Annotated in this window: 18 protein-coding genes; 6 read left to right on the forward strand and 12 right to left on the reverse strand. The window is 46.7% G+C overall.

Annotated elements, in window-relative coordinates; all coding sequences use genetic code 11:
* Positions 1 to 93 precede the first annotated feature (93 nt).
* From EHS89_RS00595 to EHS89_RS00605, 3 genes are all read left to right on the forward strand, one after another.
* Positions 94 to 1,020: a LysR family transcriptional regulator gene (locus tag EHS89_RS00595; protein ID WP_124924171.1), complete on the forward strand. Its 927-nt coding sequence runs from the start codon at positions 94 to 96 to the stop codon at positions 1,018 to 1,020.
* 247 nt (positions 1,021 to 1,267) lie between these two features.
* Complete coding sequence (locus EHS89_RS00600; RefSeq protein ID WP_229753525.1) at positions 1,268 to 2,131, forward strand: DMT family transporter; 864 nt, start codon at positions 1,268 to 1,270, stop codon at positions 2,129 to 2,131.
* A 2-nt stretch (positions 2,132 to 2,133) separates the two neighbouring features.
* Entirely contained in the window at positions 2,134 to 2,451 is a 318-nt protein-coding gene (locus EHS89_RS00605; protein WP_124924172.1) for a DUF3301 domain-containing protein, read from the forward strand.
* A 108-nt stretch (positions 2,452 to 2,559) separates the two neighbouring features.
* On the opposite strand, the gene EHS89_RS00610 is transcribed toward EHS89_RS00605, so the two are convergent.
* From EHS89_RS00610 to EHS89_RS00645, 8 genes are all read right to left on the reverse strand, one after another.
* A complete protein-coding gene (locus EHS89_RS00610; RefSeq protein ID WP_124924173.1) occupies positions 2,560 to 3,558 on the reverse strand; it encodes a class I SAM-dependent rRNA methyltransferase in 999 nt (332 codons plus the stop codon).
* Positions 3,559 to 3,934: 376 nt separating this feature from the next.
* Positions 3,935 to 4,366, reverse strand: a complete 432-nt coding sequence (locus EHS89_RS00615) for a DsrE family protein (RefSeq protein WP_124924174.1) — start codon at positions 4,364 to 4,366, stop codon at positions 3,935 to 3,937.
* A gap of 13 nt (positions 4,367 to 4,379) precedes the next feature.
* A complete protein-coding gene (locus EHS89_RS00620; RefSeq protein WP_124924175.1) occupies positions 4,380 to 4,964 on the reverse strand; it encodes a rhodanese-like domain-containing protein in 585 nt (194 codons plus the stop codon).
* A 159-nt stretch (positions 4,965 to 5,123) separates the two neighbouring features.
* A complete protein-coding gene (gene mqo, locus EHS89_RS00625; RefSeq protein WP_124924176.1) occupies positions 5,124 to 6,620 on the reverse strand; it encodes a malate dehydrogenase (quinone) in 1,497 nt (498 codons plus the stop codon).
* A gap of 443 nt (positions 6,621 to 7,063) precedes the next feature.
* Positions 7,064 to 8,731 carry a methyl-accepting chemotaxis protein gene (locus EHS89_RS00630; RefSeq protein WP_124924177.1) on the reverse strand — a complete coding sequence of 556 codons (1,668 nt, stop codon included), beginning with the start codon at positions 8,729 to 8,731 and terminating at the stop codon, positions 7,064 to 7,066.
* A 153-nt stretch (positions 8,732 to 8,884) separates the two neighbouring features.
* Entirely contained in the window at positions 8,885 to 10,078 is a 1,194-nt protein-coding gene (gene fabV, locus EHS89_RS00635) for an enoyl-ACP reductase FabV (protein ID WP_124924178.1), read from the reverse strand.
* Positions 10,079 to 10,332: 254 nt separating this feature from the next.
* Positions 10,333 to 11,262 (reverse strand): electron transfer flavoprotein subunit alpha/FixB family protein, encoded by a 930-nt coding sequence (locus EHS89_RS00640; protein ID WP_124924179.1) that lies wholly within the window; start codon positions 11,260 to 11,262, stop codon positions 10,333 to 10,335.
* Positions 11,263 to 11,274: 12 nt separating this feature from the next.
* Positions 11,275 to 12,024, reverse strand: a complete 750-nt coding sequence (locus tag EHS89_RS00645; protein ID WP_124924878.1) for an electron transfer flavoprotein subunit beta/FixA family protein — start codon at positions 12,022 to 12,024, stop codon at positions 11,275 to 11,277.
* Positions 12,025 to 12,308: 284 nt separating this feature from the next.
* Here EHS89_RS00645 and EHS89_RS00650 point away from each other — a divergent pair, with 284 nt between their 5' ends.
* The 3 genes from EHS89_RS00650 (at position 12,309) to mnmL (ending at position 15,776) form a co-directional block, all read left to right on the forward strand.
* Complete coding sequence (locus EHS89_RS00650; RefSeq protein ID WP_124924879.1) at positions 12,309 to 13,943, forward strand: electron transfer flavoprotein-ubiquinone oxidoreductase; 1,635 nt, start codon at positions 12,309 to 12,311, stop codon at positions 13,941 to 13,943.
* Between the two features lie 191 nt (positions 13,944 to 14,134).
* Positions 14,135 to 14,776 (forward strand): TatD family nuclease-associated radical SAM protein, encoded by a 642-nt coding sequence (locus EHS89_RS00655; protein WP_124924180.1) that lies wholly within the window; start codon positions 14,135 to 14,137, stop codon positions 14,774 to 14,776.
* A complete protein-coding gene (gene mnmL, locus EHS89_RS00660) occupies positions 14,766 to 15,776 on the forward strand; it encodes a tRNA modification radical SAM protein MnmL/YtqA (RefSeq protein WP_229753523.1) in 1,011 nt (336 codons plus the stop codon). Before EHS89_RS00655 ends, mnmL begins: the two co-directional genes overlap by 11 nt.
* Positions 15,777 to 15,845: 69 nt before the next feature.
* Here mnmL and EHS89_RS00665 read toward each other — a convergent pair whose 3' ends face one another.
* From EHS89_RS00665 to EHS89_RS00680, 4 genes are all read right to left on the reverse strand, one after another.
* On the reverse strand, positions 15,846 to 17,819 hold the full coding sequence (locus EHS89_RS00665; protein WP_170167371.1) for a TonB-dependent receptor plug domain-containing protein: 1,974 nt from the start codon (positions 17,817 to 17,819) through the stop codon (positions 15,846 to 15,848).
* A gap of 131 nt (positions 17,820 to 17,950) precedes the next feature.
* Entirely contained in the window at positions 17,951 to 18,391 is a 441-nt protein-coding gene (locus EHS89_RS00670) for a MaoC family dehydratase (RefSeq protein WP_124924182.1), read from the reverse strand.
* 297 nt (positions 18,392 to 18,688) lie between these two features.
* The gene (locus EHS89_RS00675) at positions 18,689 to 19,450 is read right to left on the reverse strand and encodes an SDR family oxidoreductase (RefSeq protein WP_124924183.1); all 762 of its coding nucleotides are present in this window, start codon (positions 19,448 to 19,450) and stop codon (positions 18,689 to 18,691) included.
* A gap of 52 nt (positions 19,451 to 19,502) precedes the next feature.
* Positions 19,503 to 21,398 (reverse strand): propionyl-CoA synthetase, encoded by a 1,896-nt coding sequence (locus tag EHS89_RS00680; RefSeq protein ID WP_124924184.1) that lies wholly within the window; start codon positions 21,396 to 21,398, stop codon positions 19,503 to 19,505.
* Between the last annotated feature and the right edge of the window lie 42 nt (positions 21,399 to 21,440).

The following is a 21,440-nucleotide window of genomic DNA, read 5'->3' on the forward strand; positions in this document are numbered from 1 at the left end:
CATGGTCACAAAACGAGCAAATAACATCAAATCGTTTATCTTTGGCACTTGATAACATAGTGTTATATAGTTTTGTCTTGAAGGAGATCTAATATGGCCAAATTGAGCTTTAGACAGGTAGAAGCATTTCGTGCGGTGATGATTGCAGGCACCACAACCGGCGCGGCTGAAATGTTATTTATTTCACAACCTGCTGTAAGCCGTCTGTTAAGTGACTTCGAAGCATCAGTGAAGGTAACTCTGTTTGAGCGCCATAAGAAACGCCTGCTACCCACACCTGAAGCCTTAATACTTTTCGAGGAGGTTGAAAGATCATTCGTTGGCGTTGAACAGCTGGCAAGAACGGCGGAGGAACTCAGAGAGTTTCATCGGGGAACACTTCGGATAGCATGCATGCCAACGATGGCTCAGGAATTTCTTCCTAAAGTAGCCCATGACTTTCAGCAACAAAATAAAGGGGTTTCGATGACCCTTCAGGTCAGAAGCTCGCAGCAGGTAGCCGACTGGATTGCGACCCAACACTTCGATATCGGATTGTCCGCAATAAAAGTGTCTGACCCTGCCATTAAAGTTGAGTCGCTTGCCCAGACTCAGCTCGTTTGTATCCTGCCTCCCGGCCACCCTCTGCAGGATAAAAGTGAAATTGTTCCCAAAGATCTTGAAGGTGAGTTATTTGTTTCACTGGGCACAGAACAAAGCATCAGGTACAAAGTTGATGAAGTATTTGAGCAAGCGGATGTTAAAAGGCAGATGCTGTTCGACACCCAGGTTTCCCATGTGGCTTGTTCATACGTTTTGGCGGGCTCCGGAGTCTCACTGGTTGACGCTGTTACCGCAATTAACTATATCGAAAGAGGTTTAATCATAAAGCCTTTTACCCCTTCGATACGGTTTAATTACAACATCATCTATCCGGCCACACGCTCCATATCCAGGCTGGCGCTGGAATTCTCAGAGCTTTTAAGGTCAAGGCTTGTAGAGCTATCAGACAGATCAAATGGGCTACTTATCATTAAGTAAATAATTCAATAAAGGTCTAGGAAAATGGCTCCATAAATACTCACCGTCGAAAAAAACCAGATTAAGCGGCAACAGATAAACCCAGGGGTTACCTGTTGATCAGGTTAACTTCTTTCAAAACCTACGCTCTTATCTATTACTTGTAGCATCACAGTTACATCAACCAACACAGGCTGTATTATCTCCCCCTTCAATAAAGAAATTCAGTTTTAACTATATTCTTTAATAAGAGACAGGATAGACAATCTTGGTAAGCCGTTCTTCAGATCTTTTGCTCGGTGCTGGACTTGCATTAGCGACAACGCTAGTGATGAGCCTGACTGCAGCGGTAATCAAATACACGTCGGAATTTGTCTCTGTCGAGCTCATAGTACTGGTCCAGTATCTTATCTGTGTGGCTGTTATGCTGCCCTGGCTGGCAGCTAAAGGTCTGAAACAACTTAAAACTGAAAGGCCCCTACTCCACCTGCTCCGTGGCACTGCAGGCTGGCTCTGTTTCTATAGCTATTATCTGGCGCTGAATGAGATACCTATGGTTGAGGCATCTCTACTGCGAAATTCAGCACCTCTAGTGGTGCCGGTCGTTGTACTGATATGGTTAAAATACCGCATGCCCTGGCGTAATTGGTTGCCGGTTCTGTTGGGTTTTATAGGGATTGCGCTGGTGCTGAAGCCTGACGGAAGCAGCCTTAGCCTCGGACACCTGATAGCCTTTACCTCTGCTATCGCATTGGCAGCTTCTATTGTCACGACCCGGGTGTTAACCAAAACAGAACCGACCAATAGAATTCTGTTCTACTACTTCAGTATTTCCGCGCTGTTATCTGTACCGCTCGCTATTACTCAGTGGCAGTCAGTCCCGCTATTCACACTACCACTAATGCTGATTATAGGGCTTTCTATCTGGGTCATTATGTGGCTCTATACTCAGGCTTATAAATACGCCAAAGCAACAGTGATCGCGCCACTTAGTTACTTCGGCGTGCTGTTTACCGGCCTGTTAGGATGGTATTTCTGGCAACAGGTGCCTGACACCTTCGCTATAGCCGGTGCAATACTGATTATCAGTGGGGGGATTGGTTCTGTTTATCTTGGAAAGGAAAAGGGTTAACTGTGTATTTTGAATTATCTGATCTGTTTTGGCTAACCTTGCTCTGTCTGGCCTGCCTGCACTGGTGGCACGGTCAGAAAGCCAAAGAAGTGGCACTAAGAGCTGCGGTTAAAGAGTGCAAAGAGATGGATTTGCAATTACTGGATCACAGCATCTATCTGCGCGGTTTCTGGTTCAAGCGCGATCATAACGGCAAACTCAGAATCTGGCGTTCTTACCTGTTTGACTTCACCGCTACCGGTGATGATCGAGCCAAAGGACGGGTGGCAATGCTCGGCTTTAAAGTGACCGGCGTCACTCTTGAGACGCATCGCATCTGAATTGGTAATAGCAACCGTTAATTCTGAACCTCACAACAAGGGAGATGAATATTACCGACAAAGCTATTCATGAGCTTATGGTCTGATACAGCACTGTTTTCATCCAACTCAGAATTGCAGCACCAGCATTTTCAAAGGAAACTGACCATCCGGCGATGGGAAGTCAGCTTCGGGCTTAATTTGTTGAATATCGAGCACTGGGCGCCCCGCTTTAGCAGCACAACGTTTTACAACATCGAGCCAATCTTCAAATGCGACACTGGCAACATTATTGGCACATACCAACTGACCACCCGGCTTAGTCGCCAGTAAAGAAGGCTTCAGAACACTGGGATAATCACGAATCAGGTCAACGGTACCGAAAGAACTTTTCGCCCAACGCGGCGGATCGAGAAACACCAGATCGAACTGTTCCTCATCAATATGGGGAAAACTTTTAGGCTTGCGGCCCCGACCGACCCGCTGTTTAATCGGAATACCAGCAAGTTGTTTAGCCGCCGTAAAAAAGTCACTTTGAAAGAAACTGATCTGATCTTCACTCAGACCGTTCAACCGGGCATTGTGCCGACCAACATTCAGAGAGCGGGTTGAGAAGTCAACGTTCAGCACCCGGTTAGCTCCGGCACTAGCAGCTACAACGCCAACACCGCATGTATAAGAGAACAGATTAAGCACCGACTTATTCGCAGCATTCTGCTGCATCCAACGCCGCCCCGCACGTATATCAAGAAACAGCAGAGGATCCTGTCCCTGATGTTTACCCTTAACCAGATATTTTACACCCAGCTCATGACCTGTATATTCCAGGTTATCTAACTGCCGTTCATCAACACGACGTGAGTTCTTTTGGCTTCGATCGTTATAAACCAACTGCAGTGACTCAGCCAATGCCTGCTCTGTCACTTGCTGGATACTCTCTGCTTCGGTCTGGTCAATCGGCTCGTGAAATGTCTGAACCAACAACTGAGGACCATAGCGATCAACCGTAAGGCCAGCACAGCCCTCATTTGTGCCATGAAATAAACGGTAGCAATCGGTATTTTCGTCGTGCAACTGTTCCAGTAATCCGGTCCGGTTAGCCAACGCTTGTTGCAACTGAGAAATCATTGAAAATCCTTAAGCAGAGTGAATAACATTTGCAGCGATTGTAAGACAACCCAGTTCTCTCAATATCTGTTCCACGGCAGAAAGTCTGATAGATATAGTCCCTTGTAACAAGAATTGAGATATTTCCAGAGGTGATATCTGAATCGAACAGAATAATAACAGAGGAACCGATTTAAACAGAGCTTAAATATCCGTAACGAATACGATTACGCTTCAGTTAGAGCTTAGATTTCGACCTAAGCTGGTCAGCATAAGAAAGAACAAGCCTTCAGGTGAATTTTGATATATAAAAATCTCACCGTTAATTTAGACGCAAACAAAAACGCACCGTTCAGAGAGTCTGTCAGGTGCGTCAAAAAGATTGCTTAATCGCTAGTTAGAAATTAAAGACTCGGGTATCTGCTTCAAGCAACGCGGCAGCCATAACCGGTGGTTTCGCAGCGCCAACGCCCTCCAGCAAAGCATCCAGCTGAATTCCTTTATTAGGCAGGTACAGTGCACAAACATCCACTTTCGCACCGCCTGACATAAGCTTTACCATCAATTGTTCAGGTGTCACATTTTTTGGTTTTAATGGCTCAGATACCTGATTCTTAAGCGCCATATCACCAGCACTATCACAAAGAAGAACGCTGACCTCAGCACCTTTATTCTGCATCATATTACCTAAAACCATGGCCATACCTCGAGCCTGTTGCTCTGAACTCGTCAAAGTTATCAGAACTTTATCGACTGTTTCTTCCGCCATAACCTTAAGCGGGGAAACTAAAGCAGCAGCCAGAATGAATACTGTTACAAACTTTTTCATATTTTAACTATCCTTATTTAGCTGCCTGCCAGGCAACAGCAGGGTCAATTTTATAACTCCAAGGTAAACCCGCATTGCGCCAACCATTTGCTGCCCGCACACCTTTTGAGTCACCTTCCTTTAAAGTACTGCCTTCGAAACCATCAACAACCGTCCAAACCTGCTTATAACCTTTTGCTGCTAAAAGATTCACTGCAGGTGCGCTACGCGATGAGCCGGAACGACACATTACAATAATGGTGGTATCCAACGTTGCACCGGCCTTATCTAATTTATCTAACACTTGTGAGCTAAAGGCTGGGTTTTTCACCATTGACCAACTACTTTGCTTATCGCTCCAACCATTAATGTCTGCAAGCATCCAAGGCACATGAATATGAGTTGATGACGCAAAGCCTGTGAACTTGATCTCAACCGGATCACGGACATCCACAAGAATTGCTGAGTCATCAGCTTGCAACTTAGTCCAGGCTTCCTGAGCAGTAACATAAAGACCGAGAGAGGTCTGAGCTTTAATTTTTTCTGGCTTATCTGCGGCTAAAACACCTGTTGCTACAACGCAATAGAGCAACCCCACCAGAAGCACGTTTTTATTCATACAACCTTCCATTAGATATCACTAATATTAGAATTAACTATATTAACTTTTACTAATAAGGTAAAGTCTTAATCAATCTTCAGGCAAAAAAAACCACTCCGAAGAGTGGTCTTTGTATCTTGGCATTGCACTAGTGTAAGGGTATTAGCATAAAACTTATCAGGCCTGATAGTCCTTGTCTAACTGCAAAGTAGACAGTGTTCTTGCACGACTGGCTCGCAGTAGTGCGCCATCCTGAGTCAGATCCTGACCATAAGTAGGCGCCATCTGCTTAAGTTTTTCCTGCCACTCTGGCGTCGCCAACTGCTCAGGGAAACAACGCTCTATCACATCGATCATTGTCGGCGTTGCCGTGGAAGCGCCCGGAGAGGCACCCAACAGAGCCGCCAGACGACCATCGGACGATGAAATCACTTCAGTACCAAATTCGAGCTTACCCTCACCTTCGGCATTTTTCTTAATGATCTGCACCCGCTGGCCTGCATATGAAAGCTCCCAGTCTTCATCTTTTGCGTCTGGGAAGAATCGACGTAGCGACTCGACACGATCAGAGTGTGATTGCATCACCTCACTGATCAGATAGCGGGTCAGGTCCATATTTTTGGCCCCTACCTGCATCATCGGTTTCAGGTTACTCAGGCGAACACTCAAAGGCATATCCATCACAGAGCCTTCTTTCAGGAATTTAGTTGTAAAACCCGCAAAAGGTCCAAACAACAAAGCACGTTCACCATCAATAAGACGGGTATCCAGATGTGGAACTGACATTGGTGGCGCACCTATAGGAGCCTGGCCATAAACCTTCGCCATATGCTGCTCTACGATTTCGGGCTTTCGACACACCAGCCACTGACCACTCACCGGGAATCCACCATAACCATCGGCTTCAGGAATACCTGACTTTTGCAGTAAAGGCAAAGCACCGCCGCCAGCACCTAGAAACAGGAAACGGGTACGAATAGATTCAGTCTGACCATTGTGGCCATTCTTTAGCTCAACCTTCCAGTCACCATCGCTGTACTGAGCCAGATCTTCTACCGAGCGGCTTAGCAGTAACTCAAAATCATCCTGCTGCTCCAGATAATCGACCATATTGCGAGCCAGCGCGCCAAAGTTAACGTCGGCACCATAGCGAACACGGGTACCGGCAACAGGCTCACTGATATCACGATTCTTCATGATCAGCGGCATCCACTGCGCTAATACTTCAGGGTCTTCTGAGAATTCCATCTCTGCAAACTGAGGCTGCGCACTCAAAGCGGCATGGCGTTTACGCAGGAATTCAACATTTTCAGCACCCATCACAACACTCTGATGAGGCACATTATTGATAAAGTTATGAGGTTCTGGCAAAGAGCCCTGCTCTACCAGATAAGACCAGAACTGAAGGCTGGTTTCGAACGCGGCGTTAATAGAAAACGCCTTGTCGGTATTGATGCTGCCACCTTCGCTTTGCGAAGTATAATTCAGCTCACAATAGGCCGCATGACCGGTACCCGCATTGTTCATCGCGTCGGTACTTTCATGGGCAACATGGTCAAGACGCTCAACCATAGCTACTTTAAGGGAAGGGTCCAGCTGCTTAAGCAAAACCCCCAGAGTGGTGCTCATTGCACCTGCACCAACCAGTAGTACATCAACAGATTTTGAGGTCATACAAACTTCGCCATTCAACTATAAATAATGGTGGCTGAGACGACTCCAGAACATGACTTGTGGCCTGTACAAAAAGATATGCCTACCTATCATATAGATATAACTTTTTGATATTCCTGAAATCTCTCACAATTGACCTGCTCAAGAGTCTGCCACAATGCTAACCAAATGACAGACTGTCCGCAGGCCAAAACCGTGGCGAAGATTATACTTATTCCTGAAAAAAAATCTTGTGCAATGCGGTAAAATATCATCATCCCTTAGGCTTATTGCTAGCCTAAAGTCGTACATATATGAGTCATTTCCTGTTTATTTGTGCCGAACAGAGTAATTTTCTGGTTATCTAAGAATTCCGTTGATTTCGGCTAAATCCGACGATAATTTTCAATATATTTTAAAAAACAAAAAAGGGGCAAAAGCCCCTTTTCCTTTCAGGTAATCGCTTATTCGACCCTAAACCGGCCAACCAACTGCAGTAATCGTTCAGCATCATCCGATAGCTGTTGCACAGAATGGCTATTCTCCTTAGCGATTTGGGTAGACATTTCAGAGTGACCCGCGATCTCTGTAACTGTCTTATTCAGGTTCTCACATACCTGACTCTGCTCCTCTGCAGCAGTAGCTATGACAGTCGCCATCTCCTGGATATTATTCATGTGACCTGTCACTTTCTGAAGTTCCAAAACACCGGTCTCTGACTGAGAGACTGCCAGATCACTTTGCTTAAAGCTATTCTGCATAGTTTTTACAGCAACAACTGATGCCTTCTTAAGCTTCTCTATACTTTCATGCACCTCTAAGGTACTGGACTGTGTACGGGTCGCCAGAGTACGCACCTCATCCGCAACCACAGCAAAGCCTCTGCCCTGTTCACCTGCCCGGGCAGCCTCAATCGCTGCGTTGAGTGCCAGCAGATTAGTTTGCTCAGCTATCTCCTGAATCACACCCACAATTGAGATAATATCCTGAACATTAGTTTCAAGAGTAGAGATTGCCTCATTAGAGCTACCTACATCCTGAGCCAGTACCTTTACCGCCTCAGTTAATTCGATAACACTGCCCTCTGCCTGCTGCAGGTTATCCTTTGAATCATTAGTGGAATTTGCCGTCTCAGCAGTGTTACTGGCAATATCATAGGCAGTCGCAGACATCTCATTCATTGCCGATGCTGAGTGCTCTATTTCAACCTGCTGCTGATTAAGAAGCTCAGTCACCTGAGCCATCTGTTCACGAATATCAGTCGAGTTTTGATTTACTTCATCCGCCAGACCGACAACCTCTTTGATCATGCTTTGCTGTGATGCAATAAAGCTATTGAAGTTTTTAGCTAAGACGCCTAGCTCATGCTCACCATCCACATCCATACGAGAGGTTAGATCCCCCTCACCAGTTGAAAGCTTTTTCATAGATTCTGAAATCTTTGACAGCGGTCGCATCACTGAACGCTTAAGCAGTGAACCAAAGACGATGGACACCAACATCACTAACAGACTGATGACGATAAAATAACTCATCAACGATGTGAGACTGTCTTCGGCGGTTGTTTCTAATGAACCTAAAATACTATTCACGTCATCAAGATAAAATCCGGTTCCCACCATCAGATCCCAACGCTCAAAAAAAATCGCATAAGATAGCTTTTGCTCTGGCTGCTCCTGACCCGGCTTAGGAAAACGGTAACTGACAAAACCACCTCCCTGCTTACCTTCATTGACCAGATCGCGAATAATGTAAACACCGTCAGAATCCTGCAGGTCCCAATAATTTTTACCTATGCCTTTCTCTGTTGCCCCCATGAAAGTACGCACACCCGACCCGGTATAACCAAAGAAATAGCCGCTTTCACCGTATTTAAGATTACGTAGGATTGGCAGAGCTTGCTCTAACGTGCCACCTGCTTCATATATATGTTTGACCGAATTGTAAGCCAGCACGGTATAAGCCTTAACTTCATCCCGCTTAATCAGCATCAGGTTCTTGCCTGTATTATCCAGCTGCTGATCTGACAGCATTCGATTTTCAAAGTAAGTAAATGCGATCAGAATAATCGCAAGAAGAGAAACAGGAGCGACCACCATAATGGTCAGACGTTTATTTATAGATATTGTCATCTGCAGCCAGCCGTTTAATAAATCAGCTTTAATTCAACATCCAAACCGCCAGTATTTCAAACAACCTATTGCCCATTTCGGTAGGTTAGCTTTACGTCCGACAAGCACAAAAAAAGCGGCATTCAGCCGCTTTTTTTAATGACATGATGCATCTCAAATATCGATCACATCAAACTCAACCATTGGGCTGACATCCGCATCGTAGTCAACAGAATCAAGACCAAAGCCAAACAACTTCAGGAATTCATCCTTGTATAGCTGGTAATCAGTCTGCTCAAACAGGTTTTCTGTGGTAATTTGAGGCCATAATTCACGGCATTTCTGCTGAATATCCTCACGCAGTTCCCAATCATCCATACGCATACGATTATCCGCATCCATAGCGCCAGTATCACCGGCAATAGCCGTATTAAACAGACGGTAAACCTGCTCCATACAACCTTCGTGAACGCCCTCTTCGCGCATGATCTTAAAGACCATCGACAGATACAGAGGCATCACCGGAATTGCAGAGCTCGCCTGAGTAACAACTGACTTCAGAACAGCAACGTTTGCGCTACCACCCTTAGCTGACAATTTAGCATTCAAAGCAGATGCGGCACGGTCAACGTCTTTCTTCGCCTTGCCCAGCGCACCATCCCAGTAGATAGGCCAGGTAATATCGGTTCCGATATAGCTATAAGCCACCGACTTGCAGCCTTCAGCCAGCACCCCTGCATCATCCAGTGCGTTAACCCAAAGCTCCCAGTCTTCGCCGCCCATAACAGTCACAGTATCTGCTATTTCAGCTTCTGTCGCCGGCTCAATCTCGGCTTCAATCATCAGATCTTTATTCGTATCGATGGCTGTTGAACGGTAAGTTTCACCTATCGGTTTCAGACAAGAACGGATCACTTCACCGGTCTCAGGCATTTTACGAACCGGAGAAGCCAGCGAGTAAACAACCAGATCAATCTGACCCAGATCTTCTTTAATCAGATCAATAGTTTTTTGTTTAGCTTCATTAGAGAAAGCATCGCCATTGAGGCTTTTAGCATAAAGGCCCGCTTCGTGCGCTTTCTTATCGAATGCTGCTGCGTTATACCAGCCCGCAGTACCGGTCTTGCGCTCGGTGGCTGGCTTTTCGAAAAACACACCGATTGTGGCAGCACCACAACCAAATGCAGAAGAGATACGGGAAGACATACCGTAGCCGCTGGAAGAACCTATTACCAATACACGCTTAGGTCCATTCTCAATAGCACCCTGAGCTTTGGTGTAATCAATCTGCTCCTGGATATTATTTTCACAACCAACGGGATGAGTTGTAGTACAGATAAAGCCACGAATCTTCGGTTTGATAATCATTCTTGTTCCACTTTATTTGTCATATTGCCTGCAAAACCCAAAAACAGAAAGCGCAGGGATATTGGAATTAGTGTGTTAAAACAGCCGGATAAGATACCTGATTTTAGCATTCTAATACAGTCTAAGCTTTTCATTCAGGCATAAAAAAAGCCCGGTTTTCAAAGAAAAACCGGGCTAATACAAACATAAAAGGCAGGCTCTCACCTCTTAATAGCACATAAAGTCAGGATCATTATCAATCCTGTAAAATCGAATTAAAGCTTACCGTCCAGTTCAGGTACTGCTTCAAACAGGTCTGCAACCAGACCATAGTCAGCAACAGAGAAGATAGGCGCTTCTTCATCTTTGTTGATCGCTACAATCACCTTAGAGTCTTTCATACCGGCCAGATGCTGAATCGCACCGGAGATACCAACGGCAATGTACAGATCAGGTGCAACAATCTTACCTGTCTGGCCTACTTGCATATCGTTAGGAACAAAACCCGCATCAACCGCAGCACGGGAAGCGCCTACGGCAGCACCCAGCTTATCAGCAACAGATTCCAACAGAGCAAAGTTTTCACCATTACCCATACCACGACCACCGGAGATGATCACACTTGCAGCGGTCAACTCAGGACGATCGCTCTTCGCGACTTCTTCCCCGACAAAGCTGGAAATACCTGCATCGTGTGCAGCAGCCACCGCTTCAACAGCAGCACTACCACCTTCAGTTGCAGCTGCTTCGAAAGCTGTACCACGCACAGTAATAACTTTAATCGCATCCAGAGACTTAACTGTCGCAATAGCGTTACCTGCATAGATAGGACGGGCAAATGTATCTTCACTATCAACACGGATAATGTCAGATACCTGAGCAACGTCCAGTAGCGCAGCTACCCGAGGCATCACGTTTTTACCGGTTGTTGTGGCCGGAGCAACAACATGACTGTAATCACGACCCAGTTCAGCTACCAGCTGACTTAAGTTTTCCGCCAGCTGATGTTCGTATGCGGCATTATCAGCCAGTAAGACTTTGTCTACACCAGCAACGGATGCGGCAGCATCGGCAGCAGCCTGACAGCCAGAACCTGCAACCAGCACATGAATCTCGCCGCCGATTTGAGTAGCAGCAGTCACTGCATTCAGCGTTGCTGCCTTCAGGGACTGGTTATCGTGTTCTGCAATAATCAATATAGCCATCTGATCGTCCCCTTAAATTACTTTGGCTTCATTTTTCAGTTTGTCGACCAGTTCCTCGACAGAGGCAACCTTGATACCAGCCTGACGCTCTGCCGGAGGCTCAACACTTAGCAACTGAGTATGCGCCTTTACAGCAACACCCAGATCTTCCGGGGTCTTAGTATCCAGAGGCTTACGCTTAGCTTTCATAATATTTGGCAGAGAAGCATAACGCGGTTCATTCAAACGCAGATCCGTAGTAACAATAGCAGGCATATTCAGTTCAACTGTCTGCAAACCACCGTCTACTTCGCGGGTAACCTGAACCTTTTCACCTTCAACCTTAACTTCAGATGCGAACGTGCCTTGCGGCATATTCGTCAGCGCAGCCAACATCTGACCGGTCTGATTGTTATCACTATCGATCGCCTGTTTGCCCATGATAACCAGGCCTGGCTGCTCGTCTTCAACAACTTTAGCCAGCAGTTTAGCAACCGTCAGGGACTCAAGATTTTCATCGGACTGAACCAGAATACCGCGATCAGCGCCCAGCGCCAGTGCGGTACGAATCTGTTCCTGTGCCGCCTGCGGCCCCAGAGACACAACTACTATCTCAGAAGCAACACCGGCTTCTTTAAGACGTACAGCTTCTTCTACGGCGATCTCGCAGAACGGATTCATCGCCATTTTTACATTACTCAGATCAACGTCACTGTTATCAGATTTAACACGTACTTTTACGTTGTAATCGATAACGCGCTTGACAGTCACCAGCACTTTCATCTGCATACCGCCTATTTCTTCTTTATTATCAATGATTAAATTCGTTTAATATAACGAACCTGCCAGGCAAAAATTAGGGCATTCCCTTATTTTACACAGCAAGTGAGAATAAGCAATGACCCTAATAGGTTAAAAGGGTTGATTTTTACCCCTGTTCTTTATTAGGGTAAACACCTATAAAAATTAAAATGCATCTTTCCTGCACAAGGATAGACGCTCTGATTCTACATGAACTATAATGCAGGATCTATGTTCGCTGGGAGAAAAACGTGACAAGAGAATCGATGGAATTTGATGTGGTAATCGTTGGTGCCGGCCCTGCTGGCTTATCAACGGCATGCCGCCTGATGCAACAAGCCAATGAGGCTGGCCAGGAACTGATGGTCTGCGTAGTTGAAAAAGGTTCTGAAGTCGGTGCCCATATCCTCTCAGGCGCAGTTGTGGAGCCACGCGCTCTTAATGAGCTATTTCCAAACTGGAAAGATCTGGGGGCTCCGTTAAAAACAGAGGTTACCGAAGATCAGATCTATTTGCTGAAAGATGATCAGAAGGCGACTAAGATCCCTAATGGTCTTGTCCCAAAAACCATGCATAACGATGGTAACTATATTGCCAGTGTCGGAAATCTGAGTCGCTGGTTAGCTGAGCAGGCTGAACAACTTGGCGTTGAGATTTTCCCAGGCTTCCCAGCCTCTCATATAATTTACGGTGATGCCGGCCAGGTTGCTGGTATCGGTACCGGTGACATGGGGCTAGACGAGGAAGGCAATCAGAAAGATACCTACATGCCAGGTATGGACCTGTTGGCAAAATACACTATCTTTACTGAAGGTTGCCGCGGCCATCTGGGTAAAGAGCTTATCGCTAAGTTTGAACTGGATGCAGACGCAGACGCTCAGCATTACGGCGTAGGTATTAAAGAGCTGTGGGATATTGATCCGGCTAAACATCAGCCCGGCCTGGTGCTTCATGGTGCTGGCTGGCCACTGACCGAAGGGGGTGCCAGCGGTGGTTTCTTCCTTTATCACGCGGAAGACAACCAAGTGACTGTTGGTCTGATTACCGACCTTAACTATGACAATCCACATCTTAGCCCATTTGATGAATTCCAACGTATGAAGCACCACCCACTGGTTGCTGAATATCTGGAAGACGGCAAACGGGTATCCTATGGTGCACGGGCCATCACTAAGGGTGGCTACAACGCTCTGCCGAAAATGAGCATGCCGGGCGCACTATTACTAGGCTGTGATGCGGGCACCCTGAATTTTGCCAAAATCAAAGGCACGCACACAGCGATGAAGTCCGGTATGGTTGCCGCTGAAACTCTGTTCCAGGCCTTAAGCAACGGTGATGAAGGCGGCAACGATCTGACCAGCTATGGCGACAACTTCAAGAACTCCTGGCTTTGCGAAGAACTGCACAGAAGCCGGAACTTTGGACCTGCCCTGCATAAATACGGCACTATAATCGGCGGTGCGTTGAACTTTATCGATCAGAATATTTTCAGCCTGCCTTTCACTATTCGTGACAACCATGCTGATTACGCGCAGATGAAGCCGGCCAGTGAATGCAACATGATCAGTTATCCGAAGCCTGATGGCGTATTAAGCTTCGACAAGCCTTCATCCGTATTCCTCTCTAACACTAACCATGAAGAGAGCCAGCCTTGCCACCTGAAACTGACGGACAACTCTATTCCACTAGGTCAGAATCTCCAGAAATTCAATGAACCGGCCCAGCGCTACTGTCCGGCAGGGGTTTATGAAGTACTGGAAGATGAAAACGGCGAGAAACAGTTCCAGATCAACTCTCAGAACTGCGTGCACTGTAAAACCTGCGATATTAAAGACCCGGCCCAGAATATCACCTGGGTAACACCTGAAGGCGGTGGTGGTCCTAACTATCCAAACATGTAATTGTCAGATAGTCTGGCAATGTAAACATGCGACAATCTGACAACGGGGCTATAGGCCCCGTTTTTTTTTATCGACTTAGGTACCAACTATTAGGATGACCATCACTAAATAGATTGATTATCATCAGTAACCTACCCATTAATAAGTGTTACTTTAGCTGCCCTATTGACGGTTACCGGTAGTTATAATTGATGGCACGCTCTAACTCAGCAAGAAAATACAGCTCAGACGCTGAAGATTCCACACTGGTTTATCAGATTGAAGATAATCTTTATATCAACCTAACCGACAAGTGCACCCTCGCCTGCCAGTTCTGCCCGAAACACAACGGTTGCACTGAAGTTAAAGGTTATGACTTAGAGATGGAGATTCGGCCTGAGTCACAACAGATCATTGATCTGATTGGTAACCCGCAAGATTACAATGCCATCGTTTTTTGTGGTTATGGTGAACCTACCCTACGTTTAAAGGTGCTACTTGAAATAGCCCACTGGGTGAAACAGAACGGCGGTAACACCCGTATCAATACCGATGGGCTGGGCAATCTGGTCAATAAACGCAATATATTGCCTGAACTGAGTGAGTGTATTGATGCGCTCTCTATCTCGCTCAATGCTCAGAACGAAACGGTATATCAGCGTCACTGCGTGCCGGCACTAGCCGGATCATTTCAGGCAATGCTGGATTTCGTTGAACTGGCCCCCAGGTATATCGATGATGTGAGTGCCAGTGCTATCAATGGCCTTGAAGATGTCGACATTGAAGCATGCCGGCAGCTGACAGAATCTCGCGGAGCTAAATTCCGTCAACGGGAGCTGGACGTTGTCGGATAACCTGAAGCTGATGCCTGATAACGCCGATATGGACCTGACCCGATACGTCAACACATTCGGATACGCCATGCAGCAACGCTATGGTGAAAAGGTACATAAAGTTTCTATTAATGCCGAGTTTACCTGCCCCAACAGAGACGGCACTAAGGGCATTGGTGGCTGTACCTTTTGCAATAATTCCTCATTTAACCCCAATGCACAACAAACCCCCGGCGTATGTGAACAGGTTGCTGCGGGTAAAAAAGTCATACGTAAACGTACTGGCGCACAAAAATATCTGGCCTACTTTCAGGCTTACACCAACACTTACGCAGAAATAAGTACGCTTAAAGCACTTTACGATGAAGCGCTAGCAATAGATAAAGTCATCGGCCTCTCCATCGGCACCCGACCTGATTGTGTGCCGGATAAAGTCTTAGATCTACTGGCTGATTATCGGGACCAGGGCCATGAAATCTGGCTTGAACTTGGTCTGCAATCAACATCAGATAAAGTGCTTCAAGGCGTCAACCGCGGTCACGGCTTTGGTGAATATGTAGATGCCGTCGCAAGAGTTCAACAACGTGAATTGCAATACTGTACTCACCTGATTGCAGGGTTACCTGGGGAGCCAGTACAAGCCACGGCAGACTCAGCCCGACGAGTGACCAGCATGGGTACCACAGGCCTGAAGCTTCACCCATTACACATCGTGCGTGGCACCCAGATGGCACGACAGTGGAAGCAAGGCGGTGTTACACCAATGACTCTGGATGAATATGTGCAGCTGGTTGCCGATATTGTAACTGAAGCGCCTTCAGAGCTGATCTTTCATCGCCTGACAGGCACCGCCAACAAAGACCTGTTACTGGCACCAGACTGGACGGAGTATAAGTGGAAAGTGCTTAACGGCATCTATCTGGAGCTGCAACGTCGGGGTAAACCACAGGGCAGCAGTTTCGCTTTCCAGGCTCATGCGAGTAACAATCAAATAATCACAACCCTGCCTGTTTTGAGCTAACTGCTTTTAACTAACTGCTTTTAACTAACTACTTTTAGCTAACTGCTTTTAACTAACTACAGATCCCCATCAAAAACGCAGAATACCTCTGAACAGAATATTTCGCTCTATTTCTGATGTAGTAAAGCCTTTCAAAGCAGAAGACACCGATATCTCTTCATGACGGGCATCGAGTAGATTTTGGCCATACACCCCAAGCTCAACAGCGGGCGATAGCTGCCAGGTTACCCCTGCATCCAATGTGGTAAAAGGATCAATTTTCACGGACTTGGTTTTACTGAACTCACTCTGATGTTCCAATCGTAGATAGGTACTTAAGGCATTGCTAATCTGATAGTCGGCACGCAATGAATACAGTTTCTGAATTCCGGTAGAAAACAGTGGTAATAACAATGCATTATTGCTGACTGATTTATAATTCAAATAGTTAAAGGCCAGCTGTAGATTCAACTTAGTGGATGGTTTCAGGTTAGCTACCATCTCCCCACCGACTGAGCGGGTTTGAATTCCATTGGCAATACCCGTTACCAGTTCAAACCCCAGGGGGAAACCTGGGACAATATTGATACCCTCTCCTTTTAGTCCGATATCATTATCCGACTTGATCTGGTAGAGCGACAGGTCAATTTCCAACTTATCAAAGCTGGCACGATATCCCAGCTCAATATTGTCATGCCTGACTGTGTCAAGCCCACTGCCCCGTACTCTGGTTCGAACCAGAGGAGTGATGGTCGGTAAAATAGCGTCGGCATAAGCATGCAATAGCGTCGGCGTCATGACTGAACGGGAAACCCCGCCCCAGACACGGCTCGATGGAGACAAGTGATGCATAAGCCTGATAGAGGGTTGATACTGCCAGCTATCCAGCGGATCTTTATCTGCTCTTAATGCGGTATACAAGACCACCGAATCCGGCACTAACTGATATTCATCCTGAAGAAAAACGGCATAATTACTGTACGTGGTATCTATAGTGTCTGGCAGACTAAAATAATCGCTTTCAACAGTGTTAATGTCGTTATATTGATACTCCACTCCCAGATCCAGCTTATGCGAGCCGATCTCAGTGTTTACCCCATAGTTCAGGTTCAGTATTTTTAATGTCCCCGTTGCATCCACATCCAGCGCTATTTCACTTTCAGAGTAACTAAGCTGGACCAGCTGACTCATACTCTCTGAAACACGGTGGTCCATACGCAACATCACATTTGATCGACTGGCTTCGGTCTCAGCATCAACAATCTGATTAGTAAAAGGAGAGGTTAGCTCAGGTACGGCGACGACACGGGTTTGATCAAGATCGAGATAATCAAACTTAGCCATCAGTGACAGGTCATCATCAAAATTATAATCAAGCCGACTACTTAAACCTGCGAGATCAGAGACATTATTGTTATCTGTCTGATCAACCTGACGGGCTTTTAGATTTATCCGATAACTCCCCTGCTCTCTGAATTGACCACCATATCTGAAATTAATCAGCTTCTGCGCCTCATTATCCGCGGCTAACGTAAGCTCTGAACCTACAGTATCAAGAGTATGCCTGGTTATTATATTGATCACGCCATTGGCAGCTTTACTGCTCCATAGGGTACCGCCAGAACCCCGGATCAATTCAATACTTTCAATATCCCGTAACGGAATATCCAGATGCTCCCAGGTCACACCTGGAAAAGCCGGATTGTAGAAATAGCGGCCATCGACCATCACCAGAATGTTCGTCCCCAGAACATCTGCCGGCTTTCGGATACCCAGATACAGCTTGCCATTATTTGATTCGCGATAAAATAAACCAGGGATCAAACCTATAGCTTGCGCCAAGGTTGTTGCGCCAGATCGGTGAATCTGTTCGGAGGTCAGGACATAGATAGATGCCGGGGTATCAATGACAGATTCCGCCCGTTTCATAACGGATGAAGCCTGCACATCAAGAGACATCAGCGCCTCTAACCCTAACTCATCAATCTCAGTTTGATTAGCGAAGACTGGAAATGAAAATACCAGTAATCCACCAATAACCAAGACAGTTCTGATTTTACTCAAGAGATACCTCAACGTCCGAGTAGTAAACCTTCCAATTATGAAGTAGATCATTATTCATTGTAAGGAAATAGTACTCGCCCTATCCAATATACACCAGAATGGGTAATCAAAATCAGCAGATCAATTCAAACCTATTGGCGTTTAAGCATATGCGTCACTATGAAGCTGATCACCTGATCATTATGCTGGTTATAGCCCCGCACGTAATAACGAATCACCCCCAAATCAGACTTAGAAGCAGAGGCTTTATGCTCTATTATCTCAAGCTCTGATCGCAGGGTATCACCGGGCCTGACCGGCGCCATAAAACGGGTTTCATCAATCGCAGGACCACCTAAAGAACAGGCCTCAAATATGCCCTGCTGCACCAGTAATCTGAAACACAGCCCCATCGTCTGGAAGCCACTGGCAATCAGACCGCCAAAATGGCTCTCTGCGGCCGCATTAACATCAATATGGAAACTCTGGGGATCATAGGTCAATGCAAAATCAATAATTTGCGCTTCAGTCAATGTCGCGCTTCGGCCTTTAATCAACTCACCTACTTCAAAATCATCAAAGTATCTGTCCATCTATCTCCCCTTAATATTCATTATTTATTGTGAGCAAGAGGTATACCTTATTCAACATTGGCAACAGCCAATGCGAGGTAAGCGCAACCAGCCCTTTTCTTTCAAGAGGGTTCCATTGCGCCTGCTGTGTGATACCGATATTTGCTCAGGCCTTACCCTGAGTGGGTAGAACAATGAACCTTAACCTTTGCCTGAGCAGATAAAACAAAAAAAGGGGAAGCAAGCTTCCCCTAAACGGTACTTTTACAAGCACCAGCGCTATTTAAGACATAACAGTACTTAGCATTCGTCGCTAAATCAGATTCGAAGACCACCATCCATCTCAACGATACGGCCGGTGAAGAACTCATTTTCGATAATATACTTGAGGGTATGGGCCATCTCTTCAACCTCACCCAGACGCTTCAACGGTACCGCCTGCACCATGCGATCTATTGCTTCAGGCTTCATCTGGGCGGTCATCTCAGTGGCAATAACACCCGGAGCTATACCACCAGTACGAATACCGTGACGGGCCAGCTCCCCCGCCCAGCTCACCACCATCGTCGCCACTGCTGATTTTGTAGCTGAGTAGTTTGTCTGGCCCATATTGCCCGCACGGGACACAGAGGAGATATTAATAATCACGCCACCCTGCCCCTGTACCGCCATAATAGCTGCCGCTTCACGACCACAAAGGAAAGTACCAGTAACGTTCACATCAACAACGGACTGAAACTGATCCAGTCCCATCTTACCTTTCAGCTCACCATCTTTAACTTTGATCAGCATGCCATCGCGCATCAGTCCGGCATTATTGATCAGACCGTTAATCTGGCCACAATCATTCTTGATTTTCGCAAAGGTCGCTTCAACTGAAGACTCATCGGTAATATTACACACATAACCATGGGCCTTACCGCCAGCGGCTTCGCAGGCGGCACAGGCTTCAATCAGTTTTTCCTGATTCAGGTCTAACAGTGCCAGCACTGCCCCCTGTGATGCCAGGTTTTCTGCCATTGCGCGACCCAATCCCTGACCACCACCGGTAATGACAAATACACTATCTTTAATCTGCATACTTTCATCCTATACTGAGCCGGGCACAAAGCCCGGCCGATTAGGTTACAGGTTACTCAGCCACGCCCGCCTGCTGCATACGCGCCGTAATTTCAGGCAAAATAGCTTCATCATCGATGGTTGAAGGCATTTTGTACTCTTCACCGGCGGTAATCTTGCGCAGAATCGCACGCAGAATCTTACCGGAGCGCGTCTTCGGCAGGCGCTGAACCACGACTGCGCGACGGAAACAAGCCAATGGACCTACCTGATCACGCACCATCTGTACCAGCTCTTTTTCCAACTGCTCTTCAGCAATATCTTCACCTGCCTTAAGCAGGATAAGACCCAGTGGAACTTCACCTTTCAACGAGTCAGGCACACCGATAACAGCACACTCCGCAACGGCTGAATGCGCAGAAACAACCTCTTCCATCTCACCGGTAGAAAGACGATGTCCGGATACATTGATTACGTCATCGGTACGACCAGTAATAAAGACGTAACCCTCATCATCGATAAACCCGCCATCACCGGTATGGTAATAACCTTCAAAGGTAGTCAGATACGAACTATTGAAGCGCTCCGGATTATTCCAGATAGTCCAGGCGACACCCGGAGGCATCGGCAGCTTAACCACAATATTACCCGTTTGGTTGGCGCCAACTTCATTACCATCGCCATCAACAACACGGATATCGTAGCCTGGTACTGACTTATTGGTAGAGCCCAGACGCACTTCGGATGGGTCTGGCAGCCCCTGCAATGGCGCAGTCATCGGCCAACCGGTTTCGGTCTGCCACCAGTGGTCAAGAATAGGCACTTCAAGCAGCTCACTCAGCCAGCTGTATGTGGATGAATCCAACTTTTCACCGGCAACAAAGATCCAGCGCAGACTTGAGAGATCGTACTTCTTCGACAGTTCGCCGCTAGGGTCTTCTTTACGAACCGCTCGATACGCTGTCGGCGCACAGAACATGGAGTTCACACCATACTCTTCAATAATTCGCCAGAAGGTACCGGCATCCGGATTACGGATAGGTTTACCTTCAAAGAAGATTGCACTGCAACCACCCATCAGGGGTCCATAAACAATCAGGGAATGACCTACAACCCAGCCGACGTCTGAAGCAGCCCACCAAACATCACCCGGCTGCATACCGTAGATATTTTGCAGTGCATATTTCAGTGCAACCGCGTTACCACCGTTATCACGCTGGATACCTTTTGGTTGGCCCGTAGTGCCAGAGGTATAAAGAACATACAGTGGATCTTCACCTTTAACCGGCGTACAACCGGCAGGCTCAACGCCTTCCTGACATGCATTCCAGTCCAGATCACGCGGAGCCGTCATATCTGCCTTAACCATCGGACGCTGTACCACGATAGTATGGTCCGGTTTATGAGCAGAAAGATCAATTGCCTTATCAACCAGTGGCTTATAGGCGATTTTCTTATCAAATTCGATACCACAGGAAGCGGTAATAATCAGCTTTGGTGTTGCATCATCGATGCGGATCGCTAATTCATTCGGTGCAAATCCACCGAAAACAACCGAGTGCGGGGCACCCAAACGCGCACATGCGAGCATAGCCACCGCCGCTTCAGGGATCATCGGCATATAGATAACAACACGATCACCCTTTTCAATGCCCTGAGCTTTCAAAGCACCGGCAAAGCGGCTAACACGATCCAGCAGATCGCTATAGGTAATCGCTTCTTTGACACCGCCCGCAGCCGGTGAATCGTAATACAGTGCAACCTGATCGCCACGACCGTTTTCAACATGGTAATCCAGAGCCAAATAACATGTATTCAGTTCTCCATCGGCATACCACTTGTAGCTACCGTGCTCAGTCTTCTCGAGAATATTCTGAGGTTTTTTATACCACGCAATACTGTCGGCCTGTTCAGCCCAGAAAGCTTCCGGGTTATCAATTGAAGCCTTGTAGTTCTCGTTATATCCCATTAGCGTCACTCCAGTTTCTTATTATATAGGGAGGCTGCCGGC

Source organism: Amphritea balenae (genome assembly GCF_003858655.1).
GTDB classification, from domain to species: domain Bacteria; phylum Pseudomonadota; class Gammaproteobacteria; order Pseudomonadales; family Balneatricaceae; genus Amphritea; species Amphritea balenae.